The sequence below is a fragment of the Arthrobacter sp. 10T419 genome (assembly GCF_056394105.1).
Window position 1 is genome coordinate 122741 of sequence record NZ_JBFTHF010000008.1, and the last position, 26276, is coordinate 149016.

General features: G+C 68.0%; 25 protein-coding genes. 6 read left to right on the top strand and 19 right to left on the bottom strand.

All coding sequences use genetic code 11. The annotated features are described in order from the left end of the window. Nucleotides 1–320 precede the first annotated feature (320 nt). From AC1DBD_RS13895 to AC1DBD_RS13935, 9 genes are all read right to left on the bottom strand, one after another. Nucleotides 321–1232: a GNAT family N-acetyltransferase gene (locus AC1DBD_RS13895; RefSeq protein ID WP_476893551.1), complete on the bottom strand. Its 912-nt coding sequence runs from the start codon at nt 1230–1232 to the stop codon at nt 321–323. After that, entirely contained in the window at nt 1195–2361 is a 1167-nt protein-coding gene (gene ispG, locus AC1DBD_RS13900; protein ID WP_138769799.1) for a flavodoxin-dependent (E)-4-hydroxy-3-methylbut-2-enyl-diphosphate synthase, read from the bottom strand. The genes AC1DBD_RS13895 and ispG overlap by 38 nt, the downstream gene beginning before the upstream one ends. A gap of 62 nt (nt 2362–2423) precedes the next feature. Then, nucleotides 2424–2717: a YciI family protein gene (locus tag AC1DBD_RS13905; RefSeq protein WP_441419349.1), complete on the bottom strand. Its 294-nt coding sequence runs from the start codon at nt 2715–2717 to the stop codon at nt 2424–2426. Nucleotides 2718–2845: 128 nt separating this feature from the next. Then, nucleotides 2846–3370 (bottom strand): hypothetical protein, encoded by a 525-nt coding sequence (locus AC1DBD_RS13910; RefSeq protein WP_476893550.1) that lies wholly within the window; start codon nt 3368–3370, stop codon nt 2846–2848. Continuing rightward, a complete protein-coding gene (locus AC1DBD_RS13915) occupies nt 3367–4092 on the bottom strand; it encodes a MarR family transcriptional regulator (protein WP_476982347.1) in 726 nt (241 codons plus the stop codon). The genes AC1DBD_RS13910 and AC1DBD_RS13915 overlap by 4 nt, the downstream gene beginning before the upstream one ends. Before the next feature lie 180 nt (nt 4093–4272). Next, on the bottom strand, nt 4273–5604 hold the full coding sequence (locus tag AC1DBD_RS13920) for a M50 family metallopeptidase (RefSeq protein WP_476893548.1): 1332 nt from the start codon (nt 5602–5604) through the stop codon (nt 4273–4275). 40 nt (nt 5605–5644) lie between these two features. Next, nucleotides 5645–6829 carry a 1-deoxy-D-xylulose-5-phosphate reductoisomerase gene (gene dxr, locus AC1DBD_RS13925; RefSeq protein WP_476893547.1) on the bottom strand — a complete coding sequence of 395 codons (1185 nt, stop codon included), beginning with the start codon at nt 6827–6829 and terminating at the stop codon, nt 5645–5647. A 103-nt stretch (nt 6830–6932) separates the two neighbouring features. Beyond that, the gene (locus AC1DBD_RS13930; protein WP_476893546.1) at nt 6933–7619 is read right to left on the bottom strand and encodes a response regulator; all 687 of its coding nucleotides are present in this window, start codon (nt 7617–7619) and stop codon (nt 6933–6935) included. Then, nucleotides 7616–9223 (bottom strand): sensor histidine kinase, encoded by a 1608-nt coding sequence (locus AC1DBD_RS13935; RefSeq protein WP_476982348.1) that lies wholly within the window; start codon nt 9221–9223, stop codon nt 7616–7618. Before AC1DBD_RS13935 ends, AC1DBD_RS13930 begins: the two co-directional genes overlap by 4 nt. 293 nt (nt 9224–9516) lie before the next feature. On the opposite strand from AC1DBD_RS13935, the gene AC1DBD_RS13940 reads away from it, so the two are divergent. Genes AC1DBD_RS13940 through AC1DBD_RS13955 form a run of 4 tightly spaced genes read left to right on the top strand, consistent with a single transcriptional unit; the run spans nt 9517 to nt 13060 of the window. Beyond that, nucleotides 9517–10527: a Bug family tripartite tricarboxylate transporter substrate binding protein gene (locus AC1DBD_RS13940; RefSeq protein WP_476893544.1), complete on the top strand. Its 1011-nt coding sequence runs from the start codon at nt 9517–9519 to the stop codon at nt 10525–10527. Continuing rightward, on the top strand, nt 10524–11027 hold the full coding sequence (locus AC1DBD_RS13945) for a tripartite tricarboxylate transporter TctB family protein (protein WP_441419341.1): 504 nt from the start codon (nt 10524–10526) through the stop codon (nt 11025–11027). The genes AC1DBD_RS13940 and AC1DBD_RS13945 overlap by 4 nt, the downstream gene beginning before the upstream one ends. Further along, on the top strand, nt 11028–12662 hold the full coding sequence (locus AC1DBD_RS13950; protein WP_476982349.1) for a tripartite tricarboxylate transporter permease: 1635 nt from the start codon (nt 11028–11030) through the stop codon (nt 12660–12662). Continuing rightward, on the top strand, nt 12659–13060 hold the full coding sequence (locus AC1DBD_RS13955) for a universal stress protein (protein ID WP_476909708.1): 402 nt from the start codon (nt 12659–12661) through the stop codon (nt 13058–13060). Before AC1DBD_RS13950 ends, AC1DBD_RS13955 begins: the two co-directional genes overlap by 4 nt. An 83-nt stretch (nt 13061–13143) precedes the next feature. On the opposite strand, the gene AC1DBD_RS13960 is transcribed toward AC1DBD_RS13955, so the two are convergent. The 7 genes from AC1DBD_RS13960 to AC1DBD_RS13990 are packed head-to-tail and all read right to left on the bottom strand — an operon-like array spanning nt 13144 to nt 21130. Then, nucleotides 13144–13980, bottom strand: coding sequence for an HpcH/HpaI aldolase/citrate lyase family protein (locus tag AC1DBD_RS13960; RefSeq protein WP_476982350.1), 837 nt, complete (start codon nt 13978–13980; stop codon nt 13144–13146). Then, nucleotides 13977–14555, bottom strand: a complete 579-nt coding sequence (locus AC1DBD_RS13965; RefSeq protein WP_476917529.1) for a MaoC family dehydratase — start codon at nt 14553–14555, stop codon at nt 13977–13979. The genes AC1DBD_RS13960 and AC1DBD_RS13965 overlap by 4 nt, the downstream gene beginning before the upstream one ends. After that, the gene (locus AC1DBD_RS13970) at nt 14552–15313 is read right to left on the bottom strand and encodes a CoA transferase subunit B (protein ID WP_476893539.1); all 762 of its coding nucleotides are present in this window, start codon (nt 15311–15313) and stop codon (nt 14552–14554) included. Before AC1DBD_RS13970 ends, AC1DBD_RS13965 begins: the two co-directional genes overlap by 4 nt. Before the next feature lie 2 nt (nt 15314–15315). Further along, nucleotides 15316–16098, bottom strand: a complete 783-nt coding sequence (locus AC1DBD_RS13975) for a CoA transferase subunit A (protein ID WP_441419335.1) — start codon at nt 16096–16098, stop codon at nt 15316–15318. Nucleotides 16099–16117: 19 nt separating this feature from the next. Next, the gene (locus tag AC1DBD_RS13980) at nt 16118–17281 is read right to left on the bottom strand and encodes an acyl-CoA dehydrogenase family protein (protein ID WP_476893537.1); all 1164 of its coding nucleotides are present in this window, start codon (nt 17279–17281) and stop codon (nt 16118–16120) included. Between the two features lie 53 nt (nt 17282–17334). Continuing rightward, a complete protein-coding gene (locus AC1DBD_RS13985) occupies nt 17335–19515 on the bottom strand; it encodes an acetyl/propionyl/methylcrotonyl-CoA carboxylase subunit alpha (RefSeq protein ID WP_476917528.1) in 2181 nt (726 codons plus the stop codon). Between the two features lie 7 nt (nt 19516–19522). Further along, nucleotides 19523–21130 (bottom strand): carboxyl transferase domain-containing protein, encoded by a 1608-nt coding sequence (locus AC1DBD_RS13990; RefSeq protein ID WP_476917527.1) that lies wholly within the window; start codon nt 21128–21130, stop codon nt 19523–19525. A 156-nt stretch (nt 21131–21286) separates the two neighbouring features. Here AC1DBD_RS13990 and AC1DBD_RS13995 point away from each other — a divergent pair, with 156 nt between their 5' ends. Together AC1DBD_RS13995 and AC1DBD_RS14000 are read left to right on the top strand one after the other, a co-directional pair. Beyond that, nucleotides 21287–21913, top strand: a complete 627-nt coding sequence (locus AC1DBD_RS13995) for an SACE_7040 family transcriptional regulator (protein WP_441419331.1) — start codon at nt 21287–21289, stop codon at nt 21911–21913. Between the two features lie 198 nt (nt 21914–22111). After that, the gene (locus AC1DBD_RS14000) at nt 22112–22459 is read left to right on the top strand and encodes a hypothetical protein (RefSeq protein WP_476917526.1); all 348 of its coding nucleotides are present in this window, start codon (nt 22112–22114) and stop codon (nt 22457–22459) included. A 199-nt stretch (nt 22460–22658) separates the two neighbouring features. Here AC1DBD_RS14000 and AC1DBD_RS14005 read toward each other — a convergent pair whose 3' ends face one another. The 3 genes from AC1DBD_RS14005 to pdhA are packed head-to-tail and all read right to left on the bottom strand — an operon-like array spanning nt 22659 to nt 26247. Then, the gene (locus AC1DBD_RS14005; protein ID WP_476893534.1) at nt 22659–24062 is read right to left on the bottom strand and encodes a dihydrolipoamide acetyltransferase family protein; all 1404 of its coding nucleotides are present in this window, start codon (nt 24060–24062) and stop codon (nt 22659–22661) included. Next, nucleotides 24059–25069: an alpha-ketoacid dehydrogenase subunit beta gene (locus tag AC1DBD_RS14010; RefSeq protein WP_441419329.1), complete on the bottom strand. Its 1011-nt coding sequence runs from the start codon at nt 25067–25069 to the stop codon at nt 24059–24061. The genes AC1DBD_RS14005 and AC1DBD_RS14010 overlap by 4 nt, the downstream gene beginning before the upstream one ends. After that, nucleotides 25069–26247, bottom strand: coding sequence for a pyruvate dehydrogenase (acetyl-transferring) E1 component subunit alpha (gene pdhA / locus AC1DBD_RS14015; protein WP_476982351.1), 1179 nt, complete (start codon nt 26245–26247; stop codon nt 25069–25071). Before pdhA ends, AC1DBD_RS14010 begins: the two co-directional genes overlap by 1 nt. Nucleotides 26248–26276: the final 29 nt, after the last annotated feature.

The window sequence follows — 26276 nt, forward strand, 5'->3', positions numbered from 1 at the left end:
CAGAGACTAATCTACCGCCAAGCCGGGGCCCGGGTTCCCTTCCGGAAATGGAAGAGCCACGCCATGACACGGAAGCCCCTGGCCGTTTCCGGCTGGTCATCCTGTGATGGCGTGGCCCCTGCGACCCCAGTGCCGCTAAGTCCAAGGCTGCCGGGTTGACTGATGCTGCCCTGCCGGGTGGCACCCGCAGCCCATGGTTGGTTTCCCCCTGAGACCGCACGCGCCTGCACGGCGCGGCTAGCTAGAACCTATGTGATCCAAGTCGCTAAAACAAGAGTCTGCAACCAGATTTCTGTCATAAATGGCTGTCACGAACGTGTCTAGAAGAGCACGGTCGCAAAAGTTCCCACCTGGTGGAAACCCACCCGCTCATAGCTGGCGCGGGCACGGGTGTTGAAGTCGTTGACGTACAGGCTCGTGACAGGCGCCAGGGTCTGGGCGAGGACCACGACGGCGGCCATGTAGCCGGCGCTCAGGCCCAGCCCGCGGGAGGCCGGGTTCATCCAGACGCCCTGCACCTGCGTGACCTCCGGTGTCACCGCACCGAGTTCGGCCTTGAACACCACGTCGCCGTCCGGACCCAGATGGACCAGCGAGTGGCCGGCCCGGATCAGGCCCTTGACCCGGCGGCTGTAGTACTCGCGGCCGCCCAGGTAAGGCGAATAGCCCACTTCCTCCTCGAACATGGCCGCGCAGGCGGGCAGGATCCGGTCGAAGTCGGCGAGGTGGCCGAAGCCAAGCGCAGGGTTGGGCTCGACGGCCGGCGGCCCGGCGATGGTCAGGAGTGGCTGCTCGCTGCGGATTTCCTGGGCGGAATGGCCCAACTGCTCCAGCGCGGCATGGAGCGCCAGGACCGCCTCGGCGGGGCCGAAGATGGAGGCGTAGCGGCGGCCTGCGCGGTGCGCCGCGGCTGCCACCGGGCCGGCCAGCTCCGGATCCAGCTGCACCGGCACCAGGTTGGCGCCGGCCCAGCAGGCGCCGACCAGGGCGCCGCCGTCGAACACGCCGAAGATGCTGGCGCCGCCGGCGGTGGGCGACGCCGTCCCGGCGGTCTCGAGGTGGGACAGAATGAAGACGTTGGCGACGGCGTCCTGCCGGGCCAGGTCCAGCAGGGCACGGGTGTCCGCGCCCGCCAGGACCCTGACGGTGAGGCCGGCGGTGAGGCCAGTGGCGGCGCCGGTTGCGGCGCCGTCCCTACGAGACGCTAACCACGGGGCTACCCTGGACAGCATCTTCGCCATCGGACTCCCCCATCTCTTCAGCGAGACGCATGGCCTCTTCGATCAGTGTTTCAACAATCTGGTCTTCGGGAACAGTCTTGATGACTTCGCCCTTCACGAAGATCTGGCCCTTGCCGTTGCCGGAGGCGACGCCGAGGTCCGCTTCCCGGGCCTCGCCGGGACCGTTCACGACGCAGCCCATGACGGCGACGCGCAGCGGGACTTCCATGCCTTCCAGTCCGGCCGTGACCTGCTCGGCCAGCGTGTAGACGTCCACCTGGGCACGTCCGCAAGAGGGGCAGGAAACAATCTCGAGCTTGCGCGGGCGCAGGTTCAGGGACTGCAGGATCTGGTTGCCCACCTTGATTTCCTCCACCGGCGGTGCGGAAAGGGAAACCCGGATGGTGTCGCCGATCCCGCGGGAGAGCAGGGCGCCGAAGGCGGTGGCGGACTTGATGGTGCCCTGGAAGGCCGGGCCCGCCTCGGTCACGCCGAGGTGCAGCGGCCAGTCGCCCTTTTCCGCCAGCATTTCGTAGGCGGCCACCATGATCACGGGGTCGTTGTGCTTGACCGAGATCTTGAAGTCGTGGAAGCCGTGCTCTTCGAAGAGCGAGGCTTCCCAGACGGCGGATTCGACGAGGGCTTCGGGGGTGGCCTTGCCGTATTTCTTCAGGATGCCCGGCTCCAGCGACCCGGCGTTGACGCCGATCCGGATAGAGGTGCCGTGGTCCTTGGCCGCACGGGCGATTTCCTTGACCTGGTCATCGAACTTGCGGATGTTGCCCGGGTTCACGCGGACGGCCGCGCAGCCGGCCTCAATCGCGGCGAACACGTACTTCGGCTGGAAGTGGATGTCCGCGATCACCGGAATCTGCGACTTCCTGGCAATGATCGGCAGGGCCTCGGCGTCGTCCGCGGACGGGCAGGCCACCCGGACAATGTCACAGCCTGAGGCCGTGAGTTCGGCGATCTGCTGCAGGGTGGCGTTGATGTCCGTGGTCGGAGTCGTCGTCATCGACTGCACGCTGATCGGCGAGTCGGAGCCGACGCCGACCGAGCCCACCTTGATCTGGCGGGTCTTCCGGCGCGGGGCAAGAACGGGGGGCGGTGCCGACGGCATTCCCAGGCTGACCGAGGTCACGTGGACTCCTCTGTGAATCGAATTCTAGGTCGATGGATCGATGGCGGGATTGGCGGTGCGGGCTAGGCCGCAGGGCCGGCCAACAGGCCGGTCAGCGGAGCCCAAGCCATCGTACGGGTGCCGGAGATAGCGCTGGCACCGGCGAAGGGGTCCTGCTTGAGCAGCTCATTCAGGGCCTCTTCGTCCGCGGCCTTGAAGATGAGCAGGGCGCCGGCGCCGTCCGAGTAGGGGCCGCTGGCCAGGATGGTGCCCTCCTGCGCAAGTGCGGCGGTCCATTCGCGGTGCGCGGGACGGGCAGCGTCCCGGGCTTCGGCGGATTCGGCATCGTAAACGTACTCAACAGCAAAAACAGTCATACAGCTACCCTATCGCCCTGCCCGCCCGGTTCCCATCCGCGCGGGCCCGTTCGCATTGTCGGGGATGTCCGACGCCGGCCCGGCTTCCGTTTGCGCCGCCTGGCGCCGTTTCCGCCGGGACGGGCGTCTCAGCCGAGGAAAAGCACCTTGGCGAGGGCCGCGACTCCGGCCGCCCACAGCAGCGAGGTGAGGGTGCCGATGATGAACCGTTCCGCGGCCACCGGCGTTTCCTTCAGCTCCGCGAAGCGTCCGAGGCCCTTGATCGCCACGACGTAGGCGATCGCGACGGGCTGGCCGGTCAGGATGGCCAGGCAGACCGCCAACCGTTCGAGCACGCCGATGATCGCGCCGCCGCGAAGGATGCGGGTGCCGGCTCCCGGAACCGCGGGCACCGGTCCGGTGCCGTCCGCAGCAGCCTCCGGGGTGGCACCGTCCTCCGCGGGCAGGGACGGCGCCGCCGCAGGCCGGGTGATCTCGCCGTCGACCGTTCCGTCGGCGTCGGGACTGTCAGGGGTACGGGAACCGCCGGCGGCGTCGGCCCGGCTGTCCGAGCGGTCATCAATGGTCCGGGCGAGCCGGAACACCAGGGCGGTCACCGGCCAGCCGGCGAACCCGGCAATCAGCAGGGCCAGCGTGATCCAGAGGGTGTTCACCGGTCTCCTTCGCTAGGGGTTTGGCGGGCGGCGTTCCGGCCGGCGTCTTTGTCCGGCCCGGCGGTCAGGCCGTTGGCCAGGGCCAGCAGCATTTCCGCAGCAGGCCTCGCCGCCCATTCTTCCTGCCAGCCGGAGCGAAGCAGCGCGCGGCTCACCGATTGTTCCGTGATTCCGAGTTGCCTGGCCGCGATCTTCTGGGTCCCGTGGGCGCCGGCGAGTCCCTGCCGGACGCCGCGCAGCACGTCGACCACCTTCCACTGCGCGGCGGTGCGGTCCTGGACAAGGCGCCCGATCAGCCGCAGCACGGCCTCCGCGTTGGCGCACTCGCGGGCGCCCGGCGAATCGTCCGCCGGGCCGGCGCTACTCCCCCGCCGTCGGCCGCCGGAGACGACGGCGAGCGGGACGTGGGAGGAGGCGGACTTGGCCCGTTCCACCGCGAGGCGGGCCGCGACAAAGGCCGGCCCCGAGCCTTCCCGCGGGCTCGCGGGCAGCGGGAGGTTCACGGACCCGACGCCGATGCCCACATACCAGCGCCCGCTGCGGAGCGCGTGCAGGGCAATCTCCACGACCTGGCCGGGGCGTTCCAGCACGCCCTGGACCTCGTCGCCGACGGAGCGCTCGAAGCGTGCGCCGGGGCAAAGCTGCACAAGTTCGGCCAGGAGCCCCGGGACGCGGTCGACGTCGGTGCTGCTGCCGCGCTGATCGATGGTCATCACGTACATAGCCCAACCCTAGGCGGCTGATCCTAATGTATCAACCATTTAGGACTGATTATTCAAAATCAGCCGAAATAAGCTGAGAATAGCGAAACAGTCCCCCACGGTTAACTGGTTACCGGTTGGGGCGGGCGGAGCCCGCGGCGGCCGGTGCCCGCGGTGCCCGGCCGCCAGGACGTTGCCGGCCTAGCCGAAGAGGTTGACCGGCTTGACGATGTCCGCGTAGATCAACAGCGCGCCCATGCCCATCAGCAGCGCGGCCACAACGTAGGTCACCGGCAGCAGCTTGGCGATGTCGAACGCACCGGGGTCCGGCCGGCCCAGCAGCCGGGCAATTTGGCGGCGGGCCCCCTCGTACAGCGCCCCGGCAACATGGCCGCCGTCGAGCGGCAACAGCGGGACAAGGTTGAACACGGCCAGCGCGAAGTTAAGCCCGGCGAGCAGCCCAACCAAGGCGGCCAGCCGGCTCTGCAGCGGAACCTGTTCCATGGCGGCGACCTCGCCCGCCACGCGGCCCACCCCGACGACGCTGATGGGACCGTTGGGGTCGCGGGGCTCCTCGCTGAAGGCGGCCTGCGCCACGCCGGCCACGCGGGCCGGGAGGTTCACGACGACGCCGGCGATCTGCTTGATGTTCTCGCCGGCCAGCGGCAGCACGGCCGACGCCGGCTGCTGCACTAGCGCGGTCTGGGCGCCGATGCCAAGGAAGCCGACGTCCTGGTAGCGGAGCTTGCCGTCGGCGTCCTTGGCTTGCCGGCCGTCCGCCCCGACGACCGGCCGCGAGGACAGCACCGGAGTGACAGTGGTGGCGACCGGAGCGCCGTCGCGCTCCACCGTGATGCCGACCTGCTTGCCCGCCGAAGCGCGGATCCAGCCGGTGAGCTCCTCCCAGCTGGTGACCGCCCTGCCGTCGAAGGAGGTGATGCGGTCCCCCGGCTTGAGGCCCGCGGCGGCGGCGGGAGTGGGCTTGCAGTCGGCCGAGTTCGGATCCACGGTCTCGCCGGCCTTTACCTGGCATTTGGAGACGTCGGCGATGGTGGTGGTGGACGCGGACACGCCGAAGCCCATCAGCAGCACGGCGGTCAGCGCCACGCCGATCAGCAGGTTCATCGCGGGGCCGCCGAGCATGATGATGATCTTTTTCCAGACCGGGAGCCGGTAGAAGACCCGGTTCCCGTCGTCCGGACCGATTTCCTCGTGCGCCAGGGAACGCGCGTCGGCGGCGAGGGACTGGAACATGCCGGTGCTGGAGGGCCGGACGCTGCCGTCGGCCTTGTTCGGCGGGTACATGCCGATCATGGAAACGAAGCCGCCGAGCGGGATCGCCTTGAAGCCGTACTCGGTCTCGCCCCGGCGCTTGGACCAGATGGTGGGTCCGAAGCCGATCATGTACTTCGTGACCCGCACCTTGAAGAGCTTGGCCGGGACCAGGTGCCCCACCTCGTGCAGGGCGATGGACACGGCGATGCCGATCACGACGAAGACGACGCCGAGGATAAAGAGGACAACGGGACTCATGCTGGGCTTTGCTACTTCCTGGGCACTGGTGGGCTACTTCTTAGGCACTTCCCACGGACAAACGCTCGAGCGTCCGCGCACGTGCCCACTGTTCAGCATCCAGCACGGATTCGACCGTCAGCCCGGAGGATCCTGAATGCTCACTGAGGACGGCTTCGATGGTATCGACAATATCGGTGAATCGGATCCGTCCGGCGTGGAAGGCCGTCACGGCTTCCTCGTTGGCGGCGTTGAAGACCGCAGGGAAGGTGCTGCCCCGCCCGGCGGCGTCCTTGGCCAGGCCGACGGCGGGGAACGCCCGGGTGTCCAGCGGCTCGAAGGTCCAGCTGGTGGCCTTGCTCCAGTCGCAGGGCTGCGCGGCGCCGGCCACCCGGTCCGGCCAGCCCAGGCCCAGGGCGATGGGCAGCCGCATGTCCGGCGGCGAGGCCTGGGCGATGGTGGAACCGTCCACGAACTGGACCATCGAGTGCACCACCGACTGCGGGTGGACCACGACGTCGATCCGCTCCAGCGGGATGTCGAAGAGAAGGTGGGCCTCGATGACTTCCAGGCCCTTGTTGACCAGGCTCGCGGAGTTGGTGGTGACCATCAGGCCCATGTCCCAGGTGGGGTGCGCGAGGGCATCCCGGGGGGTGACGTCCTGCAGCTGCTCCCGCGTCATGCCGCGGAACGGGCCGCCCGAGGCCGTCAACACCAGCCGGTCCACCTCGGCGGCCGTGCCGGAACGCAGGCACTGGGCAATCGCCGAGTGCTCGGAATCGACCGGGACGATCTGGCCTTCGCGGGCGGCCGCCTTGACCAGGGCTCCGCCCACGATCAGGGATTCCTTGTTCGCCAGAGCCAGCGTGGCACCGGATTTGAGCGCAGCCAAGGTGGGGGCGAGCCCGATCGAGCCGGTGATGCCGTTGAGCACGACGTCGGCGGGGATTTCCGCAATCCGGGTGGAGGCGTCGGGGCCGGTGATGATCTCCGGACGGTAGCCGGTGACGCCGGCCGCGCGGGCGGCGTCGTCGATCAGCTGTTGAAGCGCCACCGCGTCCCCGCTGGCGATGCCGACGGCCCGGGCCCGGGTGTGCACGGCCTGCCGGGCGAGGAGGTCGGGGTTGCCGCCGCCGGCGCTGAGGGCCACGATCTCGAAGAGGTGCGGGGCGCCGTCGACGACGTCGATGGCCTGGGTGCCGATGGACCCCGTGGATCCGAGGAGGACGATTGTGCGCGGCTGCATGGCTTAAGTATCCCGCACCGCGCGAAGTGGCAGGTCACGGCAGTGTTTGCGAGGAACACTGCCGTGATCTGTCAGCTCGGCGATTACACGGACACGGGCGGCGTCACGCCGGCTTCAGCTCGTAGCGTCGTTCGGGACGGCCCGCGCCGTACTTGAGGCGGACGCCCACCCTCGCCTCGTCGTGCAGGTACTCCAGGTAGCGGCGGGCGCTGACGCGGGACGTGCCCAGCAGGTCCGCGACTTCGGCCGCCGACAGATCCGCCTCGGCCGCCTGAAGCACGTCGACCACCCGCCGCAGGGTCTCGGCGCTGCACCCCTTGGGGAGGCGGATTTCCGTGCGCTCCCCGCGCTCGGTGCGTTCCAGCCCGAAGACGCGGTTCACGTCCGCTTGTTCGGCCACGTCCTTGGCCTGGTCCAGCCCCTGGTAGGCGTTGCGATAGTGCTCCAGCCGCTCCTGCAGGTCCGACTGCGAAAACGGCTTGATCAGGTAATGCACAATCCCGCCCCGCAGTGCCCGGCGGACGGTCTCGACCTCGCGGGCCGCGCTGATCACCAGCACGTCCAGTTCCGGCGCCGTCTCCCGCAGCCTGGCCATCAGGTCCAGCCCATTGATGTCGGGGAGGTGAATGTCGAGAAGGACCAGGTCAGGCTGCAGCCGGGCGGTTTCCGCGAGCGCCTGGGCTCCGGTGTGCGCCAGGCCCACGACGGCGAAGCCGGGTGTGCGCTGAATGAATCCGGAATGGACTTTTGCCACCATGAAGTCGTCGTCGACGATGAGGACATTGATCACAGCCTGCCCACCTTTCCTTTCGCCGGCGCCCGCTTGGCCGGCGTCCTTTTCAGCCGGGCCGTAAAGACTGCCCCGCCGTCGTTAGCCACTGTGAGGCTTCCGCCGCTGCGCCGGCAGACCACGCGCGAGAGCGCCAGGCCAAAGCCCCGGCCGCCGTCGGGACCGGGTTGCTTGGTGCTGAACCCCTGGCGGAAGATCTCATCGGCCGCCGCGCCGTCAATGCCCGGGCCAGTGTCCCTCACGGTCACGACAACTTCCCCCTGGCTGTCCTCGACAAGGACCCGGACAGAGGCCTCCGTTGCCCCCGTGACGGCGTCGAGTGCGTTGTCCACGAGGTTTCCGGCGACGGTGGTCAGGTCCCGGGAAAGTTCGTCCCCCACCCGCGACAGTGACGACGCGGGGTCCAGCTGCAGCAGCACTCCGCGCTCCACGGCGAGGCTCGACTTGGCGATGAGCAAAGCGGCGAGCGCCGGGTCCTGGATGCGGCTGGTCACGTCGTCGCTGAGCCGCGTCCGGTCCACGGTGACGCCGTTGACGAACTGCACCACGGAGTCGTACTCGCCGATCTGGATCAGTCCCGAAATGACGTGCAGCTGGTTTGCGAACTCGTGGGCCTGCGCCCTGAGGGTGTCCGTGGCCGTACGCGTTGCACCAAGCTCGCGTTCCAGTGACGAGAGCTCCGTCCGGTCACGCAAGGTAGCGACGGAACCCATAACCCGGCCCTTCGAACGAATGGGCACCCGGTTCAGCACCACGAGTCGTTCCCCCACCAAAACCATCTGGTCCTGGCCCGGCTGTTCGCCGGTCATCACTTCCTTGAGCGCCGGTTCAACCGGGAGCCCGGCCAGGTCCTTGCCCACGCAGTCCGGCGGCAGGCCCAGCAGCGCCCGGGCACTGTCGTTCGCCACGGTAATCCGTCCTCGGAGGTCCAGTGCCACCACTCCCTCCTTGAGCCCGAAAAGCATCGCCTCGCGGTTCTCCACCAGGCCGGAGATTTCGCTCGGCTCCATGCCGAGGGTCTGCCGCTTCACCCTGCGGGACAGCAACAAGGAGCCGGCGACGCCGAGCACGCTGGCGACGCCCAGGTAAGTGAGCAGGTTGGGGATGGCGTCGCCCAGCCGTTCCCATGCGGAAGGGTAGTTCCGGCCGATCGAGGCAATGCCGATCATGGTGCCGGAATCGTCCAGGACGGGAACGTGGGCTGAGAGCAGGACGGTGCCCGTTCCTCCCACCACACCGGTCCAGGCCCGTCCCTCCATGACGCGGCTCTCCCCTAGTTGCAGCGAGCGGCCCAGCAAGGACGGGTCTGAGGAGGCCACAACCGTGCGGTCCAGCTTGGCGAGCGCGACCTGCGATGACCCGGAAACCGTCCGGACGGATTCCGCGACCGACGGCAGGGCCGAGCCTTTTGCCGGCTCTGCCGCGGGAAGCAACGCCCGGACGGCGGGATTGCTGCCCAGCGCTTCGGCGGCGGACAACGCCCGGCGGCCCTCGATGCGCTCGAAGGCAGCAGCAGACTGCGCCAGCGAAATAGCGACGACGCCCACCAACACGGCCATGACAATAAGCAACTGCAGAACCAGATACTGTCCTGCCAGGGACATTCCTCTTCGTCGAGTCACGAACTGTCTTTCCTCAGGGTGCTTGCCACGCCGCGGGAGCGCGGGAACGGCGCGTCTGTGCATCACAATCCGCGGCGGTGCCGTGAACTATACCCCACCCAACGGTGCCGCTTCCGCTCCGCTGCGGGCCACGTGAAGTGCCGGAAACGTGAACGAAATGAACTTAACTTTCTCTGCGTACACAAGAGTGGCCCCCGTCACGTCGGCCCCTAACATCAAACCACCGGTCAGTCCGCTGGCCGATTATTGACTAACCAAATTTGAGAAGAGGAAACATGCGCCAAATCCGCGCATTGCGAATTGCCGCCGTCGCTGCCGGCATCGCGCTGATGGCCACCGGCTGCGGTGCCACCGGCAAGAGCTCCACCGGTACGGCCAGCTCCGGAGCCGCTGCGGGGCCCATCACGGGCCTGCAGATCCTGGTGCCCAACACCCCGGGCGGAGGGTACGACACCACGGCCCGCGCCGCCGCGAAGGTCCTCGACGACGAGAAGATCGCCAGCAACACGGAGGTCTTCAACCTCGCCGGCGCCGGCGGTACGGTTGGCCTGGCCCGCGTGGTCAACGAGAAGGGCAACGGCGACCTCGCCATGCTGATGGGCCTCGGCGTCGTCGGCGCGAGCTACACCAACAAGTCCGGGTCGAAGCTTACGGACACCACTCCGCTGGCCCGACTCATCGAAGAGCCAGGCGCGATCATGGTCGCCAAGGACTCCCCGTATAAAACCATCAAGGACCTGGTGGCCGCCTGGAAGGCCAATCCCGGATCGATCAGCGTAGGCGGCGGCTCCTCCCCCGGCGGACCCGACCACCTTCTCCCCATGCAGCTGGCCGGCGCCGTCGGCATCGACGCGACGAAGGTCAACTTCGTTTCCTACGACGGCGGCGGCGATCTCCTTCCGGCCATCCTCGGCAACAAGCTCGGCTTCGCCGCCTCCGGCGCCGGTGAGTACCTGAAGCAGATCGAGTCCGGCGAAGTCCGCGTGCTGGCGACCAGCGGGGAGAAGCGCCTCGACGGCGTCGACGCCCCCACGCTCAAGGAATCCGGCATCGACCTGGTCTTCAGCAACTGGCGCGGTGTTGTTGCCCCTCCCGGCATCAGCGACGCCGACAAGGCTTCCCTGATCGCTGCCCTGGAGAAGATGCACGGCACCGCTTCGTGGAAGGAGGCCCTCAAGTCGCACAGCTGGTCCGACGCCTTCCTCACCGGTGACGAATTCAAGTCCTTCCTGACCGAGCAGGACAAGCGCGTGGCCGATGTCTTGACGAAGCTTGGACTGGCGTGACGTCTTTGACTTCCAGGCTCAAAGGCCGCTCCGAGCTGGGGGTCGCCCTCCTGCTCGGGGCGGCCGGCGGGGTGGTCCTATGGGACGCCGTCGGCCTGGTAACCCCGTACTCCAAATCGGACCCGGTCGGCCCGAAAACGGTCCCCTACATCGTGGCCGGCCTGCTGATTGTGTGCGCAGTGATGCTGGCCATCAACGTCCTGCGGGGCGGACATGGCGAGACTGAAGGCGGCGAAGACGTCGACCTGTCCCATCCGGCCGACTGGAAGACCGTGCTTCCCCTCGCGGGCGCGTTCATCGCCAACGTCCTGATCATTGATTGGGCCGGCTGGGTCATTTCCGGAACCGTTCTCTTTTGGGGCAGCGTCTGGGCCCTCGGCAGCCGGCACTACGTCCGCGACGGGCTGATCTCCGTTGCCCTGTCCCTGCTCACCTTCTATGGCTTCTACCTCGGCCTCGGAATTTCGCTGCCCGCCGGGCTGCTGGAAGGGATCCTCTAAATGGACGTCTTTAGTTCCTTGATGGACGGCTTCGCCACCGCCCTGACCCCCATGAATTTCCTCTACGCCGTGATCGGCGTGGTCCTTGGCACCGCCGTCGGCGTCCTGCCGGGACTAGGCCCGGCGATGACCGTGGCGCTGCTGCTGCCCGTCACGTACGTGCTGGAGCCCACCAGCGCCTTCATCATGTTCGCCGGCATCTACTACGGCGGCATGTACGGCGGATCCACCACCTCGATCCTGCTCAACACCCCCGGTGAGTCCTCGTCCGTGGTCACGGCCATTGAAGGCAACAAGATGGCCAAGGCCGGTCGGGCCGCCCAGGCGCTGGCCACCGCGGCCATCGGTTCCTTCGTGGCCGGGACAATCGGCACCGCCCTCCTCGCGGTCTGCGCACCCATTGTGGTCAAATTCGCCGTCAGCCTCGGATCGCCGAGCTACTTCGCCATCATGGTCCTGGCGCTCCTGGCCGTCACCGCAGTGCTCGGTTCCTCCCGCCTCCGCGGTTTCGCCTCGCTGGGCCTTGGCCTGGCGATTGGGCTGGTCGGAATGGACTCCGTCACAGGGCAGGCGCGCCTCACGTTCGGCCAGCCGCTGCTCAGTGATGGGCTCGACATCGTGGTGGTAGCCGTGGCCATCTTCGCCGTGGGCGAAGCCCTGTGGGTGGCCGCCCACCTTCGCCGGACCCCGCTCCACATCATCCCGGTGGGGCAGCCCTGGATGGGCAAAGAGGACTGGAAGCGGTCCTGGAAGCCCTGGCTGCGGGGAACCGTGCTCGGCTTCCCGTTTGGTGCGCTGCCCGCCGGGGGCGCGGAGATCCCGACTTTCCTGTCCTACGTCACGGAAAAGCGGCTCACCAAGCACCCCGAGGAGTTCGGCAAGGGCGCCATCGAGGGTGTCGCCGGACCGGAGGCCGCCAACAACGCGGCGGCGGCCGGCACCCTGACCCCGATGCTGGCGCTGGGGCTGCCGACCAACGCCACCGCCGCCGTGATGCTGGCGGCCTTCACCTCTTACGGCATTCAGCCGGGGCCGCAGCTGTTCGAGAGCGAAGGACCGCTGGTGTGGGCCCTTATTGCCAGCCTCTTCATCGGAAACTTCCTGCTGTTGGTCATCAACCTGCCGCTGGCACCGCTCTGGGCAAAACTCCTGCAGCTGCCGCGACCGTACCTGTACGCCGGGATCCTGTTCTTCGCCACCCTGGGCGCCTACTCCGTGAACCTGCAGGCGTTCGACCTGGTGATCCTGCTGGTGCTCGGCGCGCTCGGGTTCATGATGCGCCGGTTCGGCCTGCCGGTCCTGCCGCTCATCCTCGGAGTGATCCTGGGCCCCCGGGTCGAAGGCCAGCTGCGCAAAACACTGCAGCTCAGCGCCGGGGACCCGGCCGGTCTGTGGAGCGAGCCGATCGCCGTCGGCATCTACGTCATCGTGGCGATCATCCTGGCGTGGCCGCTGCTGCTGAAGGCCTGGCGCAAGTCGCGGCCACAGGCGGAGCCGGCGTTTGCCGGCATGCACGCCACGCCGGAGGCCGACCCTGACCGGACAGACGCCGGTGGCGCGAAGCCCCACCCCTTCGATGACCGCGATCTGGACAGCACCCAAAACACAGCAGCAGGACGACAGGAGCGACCATGAGCATCATCGTTGGCTACCTTCCCACTCCGGAGGGAACGGCGGCACTCGAAGCAGCCATCAGCCAGGCCCGCAAGGATGCGAAACTCCTGGTGGTGATCAATTCCTCACGGGGCGACGCCCTCGTGGACAAGCGCTACGCCGAGGATGAGGAGATCGTCGGGATCGAGGAACGGCTGAAGAAGGAGGGCATCGAGCACCTCGTCCAGCAGCCGGTCCGTGGAAACGACGCAGCCACCGAGGTCCTGCAGGCAGCAGAACAGCACCGGGCGGACCTGATCGTCATCGGCCTTCGGCGGCGCACCCCGGTGGGGAAACTCATCATGGGGAGCACGGCCCAGCAGATCCTCCTCGAGGCAGGCTGCCCGGTGCTTGCCGTAAAGGCCGGCCACCAGCCCTGACCGGGCCCTAAGCCCGAGATGACACTTCGCGGCAATGCCTGGGTGCAGCATTGCCGCGAAGTGTCATCTCGCGAGGGCAGTTGTCACGGGCGTCCGGCGCGGCGGAGCGTGGCTTCGGCGTGCTTGAGGATCGGACCGTCGATCATCTTGCCCTGGTACTGGAACACGCCCGTTCCGGCGGCAGCGGCGGCGCGGAGCAGTTCGGTGGCCGCGGCGACGTCGGATTCGGACGGGGCGTAGGCGTCCCGGACCACGGCCACCTGGTTCGGGTGGATGCAGGCCTTGGAGCCGAAGCCGGACGCGACGGCGTCGCGGGCCTCGGCTCCGAGGCCGTCGAGGTCGGGAATGTTGACGTAGACGGAGTCGATCGCTTCCTTGCCGAACGCGCGGGCGGCCAACAGCACGGTGGAGCGGGCGTGCAACGCCACGGCGCGGTAGCCGCCGTCGTCGCTCCGGCTGGAGGTGCCGCCAAGTGAGGCGAGCAGGTCCTCGGCGCCCCACATCAGGCCCACCACGTTGGGTTCCGCGGCGATAGCGGCGGCGTTGACGATGCCGGCGGCCGTCTCGCACAAGGCGATCACGCTGTAGCCCTCGAGCTCTTTGAGCTGGGCGGCGCTTTCGGCCTTGGCAAGCATCACGTGCCGGTAGGGGGTGTGCTTGAGGCAGTGCAGGTCTTTTTCAAACTCCTCCGTACCGGCCGGGTTGAGCCGGATGATTGTGCGGCTGGGATCCAGTTCGGGGACGTCCCCGGCGGAGCCGAGCTGGGCGAGAATGGCGCCGCGGGCGCGCTGCTTGTCCGCCGGCGCGACGGCGTCCTCGAGGTCCACGATGACGGCATCGGAGCGCTCGGCGGCCTTTTGGTAGCGCTCGGGTCGGTCGGCGGGGCAAAACAGCAGGGCGGGGCCCATCAGGAAGCTCATGCTTCGATTGTCCCCTTTTCGGCTGCGTCTTTCTGCCCCGGTGCCTGCTGCGCGGGTTCCTGCTGCGAGGCGTGCGCCTCCCGCGTCCACATCAGGCAACTGCGGGTCGCTTGGGCCACCACGACGCCGTCCTGGTTCCGGCCGGTGTGCTGCATGGTCACGATGCCCTGGCCTGGCCGGGACGAGGAGAGCCGCTTGCCGGTGACCACGGTCTCCGTGTAGAGCGTGTCCCCGTGGTACAGCGGGTGCGGGAAGGACACGTCCGTCAGTCCCAGCTGCGCGATGATGGTTCCTTGGGTCAGTTGCGGGACGGACTGCCCTACCAGGGTGGCGAGGGTGAACATCGAGTTCATCAGCCGCTGGCCGAACGGCTGTCCGGCGCTCCAGGCGGCGTCGAGGTGCAGCGCCTGGGTGTTCATGGTCATGGTGGTGAACAGGACGTTGTCCGTCTCCGTCACGGTCCGGCCGGGCCGGTGCGCGTAGAGCACGCCCTCTTCAAGTTCGTCGAAGTAGAGGCCGCGCTGTTCAATCACCCGGCGGCCGGTTCCGGGCCCGGGCGCTGCATTCGTTGTCATACGGTGAGTTCCTGGTCTTCCTCGAAGAGTTCGGCGCCGGTGGCCGCGGCCACGTCCTCCGCGGTGACGTCGGGCGCCAGCTCGCGCAGCACCAGCCGGGACTTGCCGCCTTCGGTCACGACGTCGATCACGGCAAGGTCGGTGATGATCCGGTCGACGCAGCCCTTGCCGGTCAGCGGCAGGGTGCACCGTTCCACGATCTTCGGGTTGCCGTTGCGGTCCACGTGCTCCATCATCACGATGACCTTCTTGGCGCCGAAGACCAGGTCCATCGCCCCGCCCATGCCCTTGACCATCTTGCCGGGGATCATCCAGTTGGCGAGGTCCCCGTTCTGCGCCACTTCCATGGCGCCGAGCACCGCCACGTCGACGTGGCCGCCGCGGATCATGCCGAAGGATGCGGCCGAGTCGAAGAACGCGGCGCCCTTGTTGACGGTGACCGTTTCCTTGCCCGCGTTGATCAGGTCCGGGTCCACCTGGTCCTCGGCCGGGTAGGGCCCGACGCCGAGGATCCCGTTCTCCGAGTGCAGCACCACCTCGACGCCGGCCGGAATGTAGTTGGGGATCAGCGTGGGCATCCCGATGCCGAGGTTGACGTACTGGCCGTTGTGCAGCTCCTGGGCCACCCGGGCGGCCAGTTCGTTGCGCGTCCAGCCCTTGCCTTGCACACCGGCGGGGTGTTCGACGGCGGAGCGCCGGTATTCGTGCCGGACCGCTTCGGGCCTGGGCGGCGCGCCCTGCGCGTTGTTCGTCTCCACGGCTATGCTCCTGCCTTCTCGGTGGTGCTGGAGGTGGTGCTGGAGGTGGTGCGCTTTTCGATCCGTTTCTCCGCCTGCGGCGCGAGGACCACCCTCTGGACAAAGATGCCGGGGACGTGGACGTGCTCCGGGTCCAGCTCCCCCGGCTCCACGAGCTCCTCGACCTCGGCGATGGTGATCCGGCCGGCCATGGCGCAGAGCGGATTGAAGTTCATTGCGGTGGCATGGAACACGAGGTTGCCGTGCCGGTCGCCCTTCCAGGCGTGCACCAGGCCGAAGTCGGGGGTCAGCGCCTCCTCCAGCACGTAGTCGGCGCCGTGGAAGCTGCGGACTTCCTTGGCCGCGGAGGCGATCGCGACGGTCCCGTCGGCGTCGTACTTCTGCGGCAGGCCGCCGTCGGACACCTGGGTCCCGACGCCGGCGGGCGTGTAGAAGGCCGGGATGCCGGCTCCGCCGGCCCGCAGCTTCTCGGCCAGCGTGCCCTGCGGGGTGAGGACTACTTCGAGTTCGCCGGCCAGGTATTGCCGGGCGAACTCCTTGTTCTCCCCCACGTATGAGCTGATGGTGCGGCGGATCCGGCCGTCCTTGAGCAGGATGCCGAGCCCCCAGTCGTCCACGCCGCAGTTGTTGCTCACGGTTTCCAGGTCGGTCGCGCCGCTCTCATGCAGGGCGTCGATTAGCGCCACCGGGATGCCGCACAGCCCGAAGCCGCCGACGGCGAGGGAGGCGCCGTCGGGGATGTCCGCGACGGCCTCGGCGGCGCTGGCAACAACTTTGTTGATCATCGGTGACCCTTCCGGCCGGCTACAGTCCCAGTTCGCGGGCGATCAGCATCAGCTGGACCTCCGTGGTGCCCTCGCCGACTTCAAGGATCTTGGAGTCGCGGTAGTGGCGCGCCACGGTGAATTCGTTGATGAAGCCATAGCCGCCGAACACCTGGGTGGCATCCCGCGCGTTGTCCATGGCTGCCTCGCCTGCGACCATCTTAGCGATGGCCGCCTGTGTCTTGAACGGCTTGCCGGCGAGCATCCGGGCGGCCGCGTCGTAGTAGGCCAGGCGGGCGGTGTGGGCGCGGGCTTCCATCCGGGCGATCTTGAACGCGATGGCCTGGTACTTGCCGATGTTCTGGCCGAAGGCGCTGCGCTCCTTGGCGTATTTCACCGACTGGTCCACGCAGCCCTGGGCGGCGCCGACGGCGAGGGCGGCGATCGCGATCCGGCCCTCGTCGAGGATGGAGAGGAAGTTCGCGTAGCCGCGGCCCCGGGTGCCGAGCAGGTTTTGCTCGGGGACACGGACGTTGTCGAGGGTCAGCGGGTGGGTGTCCGAGGCGTTCCAGCCGACCTTGTTGTAGGCCTTCTCCGCCGTGAAGCCGGGCGTGCCGGCGGGCACCAGGATCGTGGAGATTTCCTTCTTGATGCTTCCGTCCGGGCGTTCCTCCTGGCCGGTCACCGCGGTGACCGTGACGAGCTTGGTGATATCGGTGCCGGAGTTGGTGATGAACTCCTTGTTCCCGTTGATGACCCACTCCCCGCCCTCGAGGCGCGCGGTGGTCTTGGTACCGCCCGCGTCCGAGCCGGCCTCGGGCTCGGTCAGGCCGAAGCCTGCGAGCGCCTTGCCGGAGGCCAGCAGCGGCAGCCATTCCTGCTTCTGCGCGTCAGTGCCGAAGCGGTGGATCGGCATGGCGCCAAGCGAGACGCCGGCCTCGAGGGTGATCGCGACCGACTGGTCCACCCGGCCGAGCTGTTCCAGGGCCAGGGCGAGGGCGAAGTAGTCCCCGCCCATGCCGCCGAACTCTTCCGGGAACGGCAGGCCGAACAGGCCCATGTCCGCCATCTGCGAGACGACCTCGTAGGGGAAGCTGTGCTCTTCGTCGTGCTTGGCGGAAACCGGGGCCACCACCTGGTCGGCGAATTCGCGGACGGTGTTGCTGAGGTCCTGGTAGTCCTCGCTGAGTTCAAAATCTGGCATGGGGGTGACTCCTGTGTCTGGTGTGGCTGTGGTGTGGTGGTGAGCGTGCGGGGCTAATCCGCCGCGCCCATCGCGATGACGGCTTCTTCGATCGTGTCTTCGGCTTTCGACGGCTCGGCGGGGTGGATGGTGGCCAGCACCTGGTCCGCCTTGACGAGGTCTCCGGTGCCGGCGCTGATGTGGACGGTGCCGTCCAGCGGCGCCACCAGCTGGTGCTCCATCTTCATGGCCTCCACCGAGAGCAGGACCTGGCCGGCTGTCACGGTCTCGCCGTTGCTGACCGAGACGGACACCACGGTGCCGGGCATCGGCGAGCGCACCGCCGGGTCGGCGGCGCCTTCCTCGCGTTCGACGGCGGCCAGCACCCGGGCGAGCCGGGCCTCGCGGCTCAGCACCTCGAGGCGGCAGGACCAGCCGTCGTTGCCGAGGAATATGTCGGTGGGCGCAGGGCTGTCCGGCCCCGGGTGGTGGGGGCCCGTGGACACCTGTGCAAGGGAAAACCGTCGGGCTTCCCCGCCGAGGGTCACCTCTGCCTGGTTGCGCCCGGCGAAACCCAACGATGCTGTGCGTTGCGGGCCGCCATTGACGCTGACCGTCGCAGTCCCCCGCCCTAGCGAGCCGGACACCTCAACGGTGGCGATTCCGCCGTCGGGCGTTCCGAGACTGATCCGGCGCGGGGCAGCTACACCGAGCCTCCAGCCGTCACGGCGGTGCCAAGGTCCTTCCCCGGCGTCAACTGAATCGGGTTCCCGCATCGCCGCGGCGAAGACGGCGGCAGCGGCCACCTCGAAGTCGCCCGCATGCCGGAACGTGAACTCGGGCATCTTGCGTTCGATCAGGCCGGTGTCGAGGCGTCCGGCGCGGACATCGGCGTCATTGATCAGCAGCCGCAGGTACTCGACGTTGGTGTCAATGCCCAGGGCGGTGTACCCGGCGAGCGCCCGGTCCAGGGTGTCCAGGGCCTCCGCCCGGTCCCCGCCCCAGGCGATGACCTTGGAAATCATCGGGTCGTAGCTGCTGGAGATCTGGAGGCCCTCCAGCAGGGCCGAGTCGACTCGGACGCGGCCCGCTGCGGCATCCGGCTCTTCGTCCAGCAGCACGACGCGTCCGATGGATGGAAGGAAGTTCTTCTCCGGTATCTCGGCGTATACCCGGGCCTCCACCGAGTGTCCGGTCAGCACGACGTCGTCCTGGCGGAGGGTGAGTTCCTCCCCGGCGGCGATCCGCACCTGCCATTCGACCAGGTCCACGCCGGTGACCATCTCGGTGACCGGGTGTTCGACCTGCAGCCGGGTGTTCATCTCCATAAAGAAGAACTCGTCCGGGGCGTTGTCCGAGACGAGGAACTCCACGGTGCCGGCGCCGCTGTAGCTGACGCTGCGTGCGGCCTGGCAGGCGGCCTCGCCAATCCGGGCACGGATGTCCGCCCCGTCGGGCAGGGTTTCGAGCAGCGGCGAGGGTGCCTCCTCGATGACCTTCTGGTGCCGGCGCTGCAGGGAGCACTCACGCTCGCCGAGGTGGATGACGTTGCCGTGGTTGTCCGCCAGCACCTGGACCTCGATGTGGCGCGGCGTGGTGACGAGCCGTTCCAGGAACAGGGTGTCGTCGCCGAAGGCGCTTGCCGCCACCCGGCGGGCGGTGGCCAGCGTGGCTTCCAGGTCCTCAGGCCGTTCGACGACGTGCATCCCCTTCCCGCCGCCGCCGGCGGAGGGCTTGATCAGCAGCGGGAAGCCGACGCCGGCCGCCGCCTCGATCAGCTGCGCGTCGCTCATGCCGGGTTCGGCGATGCCCGGAACCACGGGGACGCCGTAGCCGGTGACGTGGTTCTTGGAACGGATCTTGTCTCCCATGACGTTCAGGGATTCGACGCCGGGCCCAATGAACGTGATCCCGGCTTTTTCCAGGGCGCGGGCAAAGTCGACGTTCTCGCTCAGGAAGCCGTAGCCGGGGTGCACGGCGTCGGCGCCGGTGTCCCGGCAGGCCTGGATGATGGCCTCGATCTTGAGGTAGCTTTCGGTGGCGGCCGCAGGGCCGATCCGGACGGCGACGTCCGCCTCGCGCACGTGGCGGGCGTCGGCGTCGGCGTCGGAATAGACCGCCACGGAACGGATGCCGAGGGCCCGGAGGGTGCGGATCACGCGACAGGCGATCTCGCCGCGGTTGGCGACGAGGACGGTGCCGAAGAGCGGCTTCCGGGGTGCTGGAAGAGGAGTAGTCGGCGAAGAAGTAGTCATTGCTGGCTCACATCCGGAACAGGCCGAAGGAGGTCTCCGGCAGCGGGGTGCGGGAGACGACGTCGAGCGCCAGTCCCAGGACGGTGCGGGTGTCCGCGGGGTCGATCACGCCGTCGTCCCAGAGGCGGGCAGTGGAGTAGTACGGGCTGCCCTGGTCCTCGTACTGGGCCTTGATGGGGGCCTTGAAGGCTTCCTCGTCCGCGGCGGACCATTCCTCGCCGCGGGCCTCGTACTGGTCCCGCTTGACGGTGGCGAGCACGCTGGAGGCCTGGTTGCCGCCCATCACCGAGATCCGGGAAGCCGGCCACATCCAGAGGAAGCGCGGCGAGTAGGCGCGGCCGCACATCGAGTAGTTGCCGGCGCCGAAGGACCCGCCGATCACCACCGTGAGTTTGGGAACCCGGGCGGTGGCGACGGCGGTGACCATCTTGGCGCCGTTCTTGGCGATGCCGCCCTGCTCGTAGTCCTTGCCGACCATGAAGCCGGAGAGGTTCTGCAGGAAGATCAGCGGGATGCAGCGCTGGTCGCAGAGTTCGATGAAGTGCGCGCCCTTGAGCGAGGACTCGCTGAAGAGCACGCCGTTGTTCGCCACGATGCCCACGGGGTGGCCGTGCAGCTTCGCGAAGCCGGTGACCAGGGTGGTGCCGTAGTTCTTCTTGAATTCGTGGAAGCGGCTGCCGTCCACCAGCCGGGCGATAACCTCGCGGACGTCGTACTGCGCGTTGACGTCGGTGGGCACCGCGCCGTACAGCTCGTCCGGGTCCGCCTGCGGTTCGACGACGGCGTCCACGTCCCAGACGGGGGCCGCCGGCTTCGGCAGGGTGGAGACGATGTCCCGGACAATCTGCAGGGCGTGTTCATCGTTTTCGGCGAGGTGGTCGGTGACGCCGGAGATCTTGGAGTGCACCTCGCCGCCGCCAAGCTCCTCGGCCGTGACGATCTCGCCGATCGCGGCCTTCACCAGCGGCGGGCCGCCGAGGAAGATGGTGCCCTGGTTGCGGACGATCACGGTCTCGTCGCTCATCGCGGGAACGTAGGCGCCGCCGGCGGTGCAGGAGCCCATCACCGAGGCGATCTGCGGGATCTTGGCTGCGGACATCTTGGCCTGGTTGAAGAAGATCCGGCCGAAGTGCTCCTTGTCCGGGAAGACCTCGTCCTGCTTTGGCAGGAAGGCGCCGCCGGAGTCCACGAGGTAGATGCAGGGCAGCCGGTTCTCCAGCGCGATTTCCTGCGCCCGGAGGTGCTTCTTCACCGTCATCGGATAGTAGGTGCCGCCCTTGACGGTGGCGTCGTTGGAGATGACCAGGACCTGGCGGCCGTGGACCAGGCCGATCCCGGCAATCACCCCGGCGCCCGGCGAGTCGCCGTTGTACATGCCCTCGGCCGCCAGCGGGGCGATCTCCAGGAAGGGGCTGCCGTCGTCGAGCAGCCGGTCGATCCGTTCCCGCGGGAGCAGCTTGCCGCGTGCCACGTGCCGTTGCCGGGACTTCTCCGGCCCGCCCAGCGCGACGGCGGCGAGGCGGTCCTTCAGCTCCCGGGCCAGGCCGAGCTGCGCCTCGCGGTTCGCGGCGTAGCCCGGGCTGCCCGCGTCCAGCTGGCTGGCGATTGTCTCCATTGACTGCTTTCCGTCCCCGGCCGTGCGGTGCCCGCCCCCGCGGGGCGTCCCGGCCATTTCGGTTAGTAACGCATAACTGAGATTTAGGTTAGTCTCTATTAACTGTGATGTCCAACACAGGATAGTCTCAACACAGGACAGTCGAGAGGGACGCCGGTGACCGAGTCCAGCCAGACAACCCAGCGAAGCCAGGCCAAGGAGAACCGCCGGAAGGCGCTGCTCACTGCGGCGGCCGCCCTCTTCGCAGCGGACGGCTTCAACCGCGTTTCCTTGGAGGACCTGGGCGCCGCCGCCGGGGTCAGCGGGCCCGCCGTGTACCGCCACTTCGCCGGCAAGCAGGCGGTCCTCGGGGCCCTGCTGCTCAGTGTCAGCCAGGACCTGCTGGAGGGCGGCCGCAGTGTGGTGGCCGGATCCGAGGGTGCCGCCGCGGCCCTCGCCGGGCTGGTCGAATTCCACGTGGACTTCGCGCTCAGCAACCCGGACGTCATCCGGGTCCAGGACCAGGACTTCAGCAACCTCGACGACGATGACGAGGCCGAGGTCCGCACACTGCAGCGCAACTATGTGGAGCTCTGGGTGGACGTCCTGGCCGGGTTGCATCCGGACACCGATCCGGCCGAGCTGCGAATGCGCGCGCACGCCACCTTCGGCCTGATCAACTCCACGCCGCACTCGGTACGCAACCACGGGCGCCGGATGGCCCTCAAACGGGCCCGGCCGCTGCTGGAAAGCATGGCCCTGGCCGCCTTGACGGCGCCGGCCACACCGCGCCCGCTCGGCTGAGGGCTGGCCTCTTCCCGGCTCAACCCCGCAGCACTCCGGGGCACATTGGCGCGGACACGCCGACAAACCAGGGCCCGCCGTCGAATATTGCCCTCAAAGTGCCCCCGGACGGCAACCGGCCGGGCACAGCGGGATGCGGCTGGGAGGCCCAATGACTTACTGTTCGTTGCAGATCAACCCCAAGCGGAGGAGGTGCGAGTGGCAGCGTTACGCGACCCAGGCTTCTGGGGGCACGACGGCCGTGTCGGAGTAATTACCCAAGGAACGTGGGCAGATCGTCTGGTTTTGGTTTATCCGGACGCTCTGGAGACTTGGACCTTCATACCAAGCTCTACTCCGGAAGAAGAGATGCTTGATTTCTACCCGGTCACGGACCAAGCCGCTGAAGAGGTCATCACGGAACTGGGCATAGTTTGGTTGGCCCGGAACCAGCAAGAGAACCAACTTGAAAGACTGATCTTTGACCAGCGGTCTCATCTGGGCGAGGACACATCCATACGTGGAATGCTTGCTGAAGCGATCAAGCGACTCCTTGGGGAGAAATAAACAGGCGGCCCGTCGAACAGGACAGGCTATTGCCGGCACCCACGGCCAGAAGCATTGGCGGCTCAACCCCGCAGCACTCCGGGGCACATTGGCGCGGACACGCCGACAACCAGGGCCAGCCGTCGAACATTGCCCTCAAAGTGCCCCCGGACGGCAAACGGCCGGGCACCCATAGCGTGGATGCCCGGCCCCGAAGTGCCTAGACCATCGCCAGCGCCATGCCGGGATCGGCGAGGATGGCGCCCAGGTCCTGCAGGAAGCGGGAGCCCTGTTCGCCGTCGACCAGCCGGTGGTCGAAGGACAGGCTCAGCGTCATGACCTGCCGCAGCGCCACCTCGTCCTGGTACTCCCACGGCATCTTCCGCACCGCGCCGAGAGCCAGGATGGCGGCCTCGCCGGGGTTGAGGATGGGCGTGCCGGCGTCGATGCCGAAGACGCCGATGTTCGTGATGGAGATGGTCCCGCCGGAGAGGTCCGCCGGGGCCGTTTTGCCGGCCCGGGCGGTCTCAGTCAGCTCCGTAAGCGCGGTAGACAGCTGCAGCAGCGACATCTGGTCCGCGTCCTTGATGTTCGGCACGGTCAGCCCCCGCGGCGTGGCGGCCGCGATGCCGAGGTTGACGTAGTTGAACTGGACGATCTCCTGGTTGGCCTCGTCCCACCGGGCGTTGAGCGTCGGGTGGTTGCGCAGCGCGATCAGCACAGCCTTGGACACCAGCGTCAGCGGTGTCAGCTTGTAGCCCGCGAACGAGCGGCTGGCCTTGAGCCGGCCCAGCAGCTCCATGGTGGGCGTGACATCGAGGGTCAGGAACTCGGTGACGTGCGGCGCCGTGAAGGCGCTGGATACCATGGCCGCGGCGGTGAACTTCCGCACGCCCTTGATCGGGGTCCGGGTTTCCCGCTCGCCCTGTACCGGTGCCGGCGCAGCGGCCTGGCCGCCGGCGAGTTCCTGGGGCGCCACCGGAAGGTCGCCGCCGCCAACGAAGTTCCGCACGTCATCGCGGGTGATGAGCCCGCGCTCCCCCGTGCCGGTGATGGCTGCGAGGTCGACGCCGAGGTCCTTGGCCAGCTTGCGCACCGGCGGCGTGGAGCGCGGACGCTCTGCCGGAGTGGTGTCAGCGCCATGGGTGTCTGCCACCGGCGCGGGTTCGGCCACGGTCTGCACGGCTGCCACGACCGGCGCGGCAACCGGGGTTTCAGCGGGAGCTGCCACAGGAGCCGTCGGGGCTGCCGCGGCGGCGAAGCTGCGGGCGCGGCGGGCCGGACGGCCGGAGCCTTCCAGCACGGCGCCGTAGCCGACCAGGTTCGGTTCCCGCTTGGCGGGGGCTTCCCCGGAGTCACCGCCGCCGTCGTCGCCCTCGATCTCGAAGGAGACGATCGGCTTGCCGACCTCAACCACGGTGCCCGGCTGCTCATGCAGCGCCGTCACGACGCCGGCGAACGGCGAGGGCAGTTCGACGACGGCCTTGGCTGTTTCCACCTCGGCGATGATCTGGTTAAGCGTGACGGTGTCCCCGACGCCCACCTTCCACGCGACGATTTCTGATTCCGTCAGGCCTTCGCCGAGGTCCGGAAGCCGGAATTCCTTGATCATGGTGGCGGTCATCCTTCCAGCCCGCTAAGGGAGTTGGGGCGGCCCAGGGCCCGGTCGACGCCGTCGAGGATCCTGTCCAGGCCCGGCAGGTGGTGCATTTCAAGTTTTGAATACGGGTACGGGACATCGAAGCCGGTCACCCGGACGGGCGCCGCTTCGAGGTGGTAGAAGCAGCGTTCCGTGATGCTGGCGGCCACTTCGGCGCCGAGGCCGCCGGACTGGCTGGCTTCGTGCGTGATGACCAGCCGGCCGGTCTTCCGGACCGAGGCCTCCAGGGTCGCGAAGTCCAGAGGAGCCAGCGAGCGCAGGTCGATCACCTCGACGGAGACGCCTTCATCCGCGGCAGCGAGCGCGGCGTCGCGGGCGGTCTTCACGAGCGGACCGTAGGCGACCAGCGTCACGTCGGTGCCCTCGGTGACCACGCGCGCCTTCTCCATGGACAGGGCGGCGGCGAGGTCGAGCGACTCATCGACTTCGCCCTTGTCGTGGTAGCGGCGCTTGGGCTCGAAGTAGAGCACCGGATCGTCAGAGGCGATGGCCTGCTGGATCATGGTGTGGGCGTCCTGCGGGTTGGAGACGCTGACGACGCGCAGGCCCGAGGTGTGGGTGAAGTAGGCCTCGGGCGACTCGGAATGGTGTTCCGGTGAGCCGATGCCGCCGCCGAAGGGCACGCGGATGGTGATCGGCATCTTGACCGCGCCCTGGGTGCGGTAGTGCATCTTGGCAACCTGGCTGACAATCTGGTCGAACGCCGGGTAGATGAAGCCGTCGAACTGGATTTCCACCACCGGGCGGTAGCCGCGGTAGGCGAGGCCGACGGCGGTGCCGAGGATGCCGGATTCGGCGAGCGGGGTGTCCACCACGCGGTGCTTTCCGAAGTCTTTCTGCAGGCCGTCGGTGACGCGGAAGACACCGCCGAGGGTGCCGATGTCCTCGCCCATGAGGATCACCTTGGGATCGTTTTCGAGGGACTTGCGCAGGCCCGAATTAATGGCTCGGGCAAAGGTCATCTGCGTCATCAGCGTGCACCTTCTTCGGAAGCGGCCTCTGCGGGATCGCCGAAGGAAGCCAGGTAACGGGTGTAGTGGTCCTGCTGGCGCTCCAGCGAGGAGTTGGGCGTGCTGTACACGTGCTTGAAGATGTCCATCGGCGCCGGTTCCGGCATGTTGATGGTGCCGGAGCGCAGTTCCTTGGCGACGGCGTCGGCTTTGGCGGCGACGGCGGTTTCCAGCTCTGCGGTCAGCAGGCCCTTACGGTCGAGCAGGGTCTTCAGCCTGGCGATCGGGTCCTTCGCGGCCCAGTCCTCGAGCTCGTTGGCGTCCCGGTAGCGGGTGGGGTCATCCGCCGTCGTGTGCGGTCCCATCCGGTAGGTGACGGCCTCAATGAAGGTGGGTCCCCCGCCGCGGCGGGCACGGTCGATGGCGATCCTTGTGGCGGCCATGACGGCCAGCACGTCATTGCCGTCGACGCGCATGCTCGGGATGCCGAAGCCGGAGGCGCGGTCCGCGATCTGGATGTGGGATTGCAGCATTACGGGCTCGGAGATGGCCCAGTGGTTGTTCTGGCAGAAGAAGACCACGGGGGCCTGGAAGCTCGCCGCGAAGACCATGGCCTCGTTGACGTCGCCTTCGCTGGTGGCGCCGTCGCCGAAGTAGGCCACGGCCACCGAATCAGCGCCGTCGTTCTGGATCCCCATGGCGTACCCGGTGGCGTGCAGCGACTGGGCGCCGATGATGATTTGCTGCGTCGCCACGTTCACCGTGTAGGGATCCCAGCCGGCCAGGGCGTTGCCGCGCCAGGCTTTCACGATGTCCGCCGGCTGGACCCCGCGGACATAGGCGACGCCGTTGTCACGGTAGCTGGGGAAGACGAAGTCGTCGTCGCGGAGCGCACGTGCCGAGCCGATCTGGGATGCTTCCTGGCCCAGCAGCGGAGGCCACAGGGCGAGCTCACCCTGGCGCTGCAAGGCGGTGGCCTCGGCGTCGATCCGGCGGATGGCCACCATGTCCTCGTAGAGCGAGGTGAGTTGTTCGTCGCTCACGTCCTGGACCCAGGAATCGAACTCCGGATGGCTTACGCGCTCACCTCCCGGGGTGATGAGCTGGACGAGATCGCCGCCCGAGCGCCTGTTTGATTCTGCACTGTTCCCGGGGCCGCCGGCGGCAATGCCGCCCTTGCCCGCGTCGTCGGTAAACACAGTTTGTCCGCACCTTCTGACGTCGTCTG

What these genes read in the sequence shown, in the direction of transcription:
- AC1DBD_RS13895 (WP_476893551.1), bottom strand. Translation starts at nt 1,232, where the DNA reads ATGCTGTCCAGGGTAGCCCCGTGGTTAGCGTCTCGTAGGGACGGCGCC.
- AC1DBD_RS13905 (WP_441419349.1), bottom strand. Translation starts at nt 2,717, where the DNA reads ATGACTGTTTTTGCTGTTGAGTACGTTTACGATGCCGAATCCGCCGAA.
- AC1DBD_RS13915 (WP_476982347.1), bottom strand. Translation starts at nt 4,092, where the DNA reads ATGTACGTGATGACCATCGATCAGCGCGGCAGCAGCACCGACGTCGAC.
- AC1DBD_RS13920 (WP_476893548.1), bottom strand. Translation starts at nt 5,604, where the DNA reads ATGAGTCCCGTTGTCCTCTTTATCCTCGGCGTCGTCTTCGTCGTGATC.
- dxr (WP_476893547.1), bottom strand. Translation starts at nt 6,829, where the DNA reads ATGCAGCCGCGCACAATCGTCCTCCTCGGATCCACGGGGTCCATCGGC.
- AC1DBD_RS13935 (WP_476982348.1), bottom strand. Translation starts at nt 9,223, where the DNA reads ATGTCCCTGGCAGGACAGTATCTGGTTCTGCAGTTGCTTATTGTCATG.
- AC1DBD_RS13940 (WP_476893544.1), top strand. Translation starts at nt 9,517, where the DNA reads ATGCGCCAAATCCGCGCATTGCGAATTGCCGCCGTCGCTGCCGGCATC.
- AC1DBD_RS13950 (WP_476982349.1), top strand. Translation starts at nt 11,028, where the DNA reads ATGGACGTCTTTAGTTCCTTGATGGACGGCTTCGCCACCGCCCTGACC.
- AC1DBD_RS13955 (WP_476909708.1), top strand. Translation starts at nt 12,659, where the DNA reads ATGAGCATCATCGTTGGCTACCTTCCCACTCCGGAGGGAACGGCGGCA.
- AC1DBD_RS13960 (WP_476982350.1), bottom strand. Translation starts at nt 13,980, where the DNA reads ATGAGCTTCCTGATGGGCCCCGCCCTGCTGTTTTGCCCCGCCGACCGA.
- AC1DBD_RS13965 (WP_476917529.1), bottom strand. Translation starts at nt 14,555, where the DNA reads ATGACAACGAATGCAGCGCCCGGGCCCGGAACCGGCCGCCGGGTGATT.
- AC1DBD_RS13975 (WP_441419335.1), bottom strand. Translation starts at nt 16,098, where the DNA reads ATGATCAACAAAGTTGTTGCCAGCGCCGCCGAGGCCGTCGCGGACATC.
- AC1DBD_RS13980 (WP_476893537.1), bottom strand. Translation starts at nt 17,281, where the DNA reads ATGCCAGATTTTGAACTCAGCGAGGACTACCAGGACCTCAGCAACACC.
- AC1DBD_RS13985 (WP_476917528.1), bottom strand. Translation starts at nt 19,515, where the DNA reads ATGACTACTTCTTCGCCGACTACTCCTCTTCCAGCACCCCGGAAGCCG.
- AC1DBD_RS13990 (WP_476917527.1), bottom strand. Translation starts at nt 21,130, where the DNA reads ATGGAGACAATCGCCAGCCAGCTGGACGCGGGCAGCCCGGGCTACGCC.
- AC1DBD_RS14005 (WP_476893534.1), bottom strand. Translation starts at nt 24,062, where the DNA reads ATGACCGCCACCATGATCAAGGAATTCCGGCTTCCGGACCTCGGCGAA.
- AC1DBD_RS14010 (WP_441419329.1), bottom strand. Translation starts at nt 25,069, where the DNA reads ATGACGCAGATGACCTTTGCCCGAGCCATTAATTCGGGCCTGCGCAAG.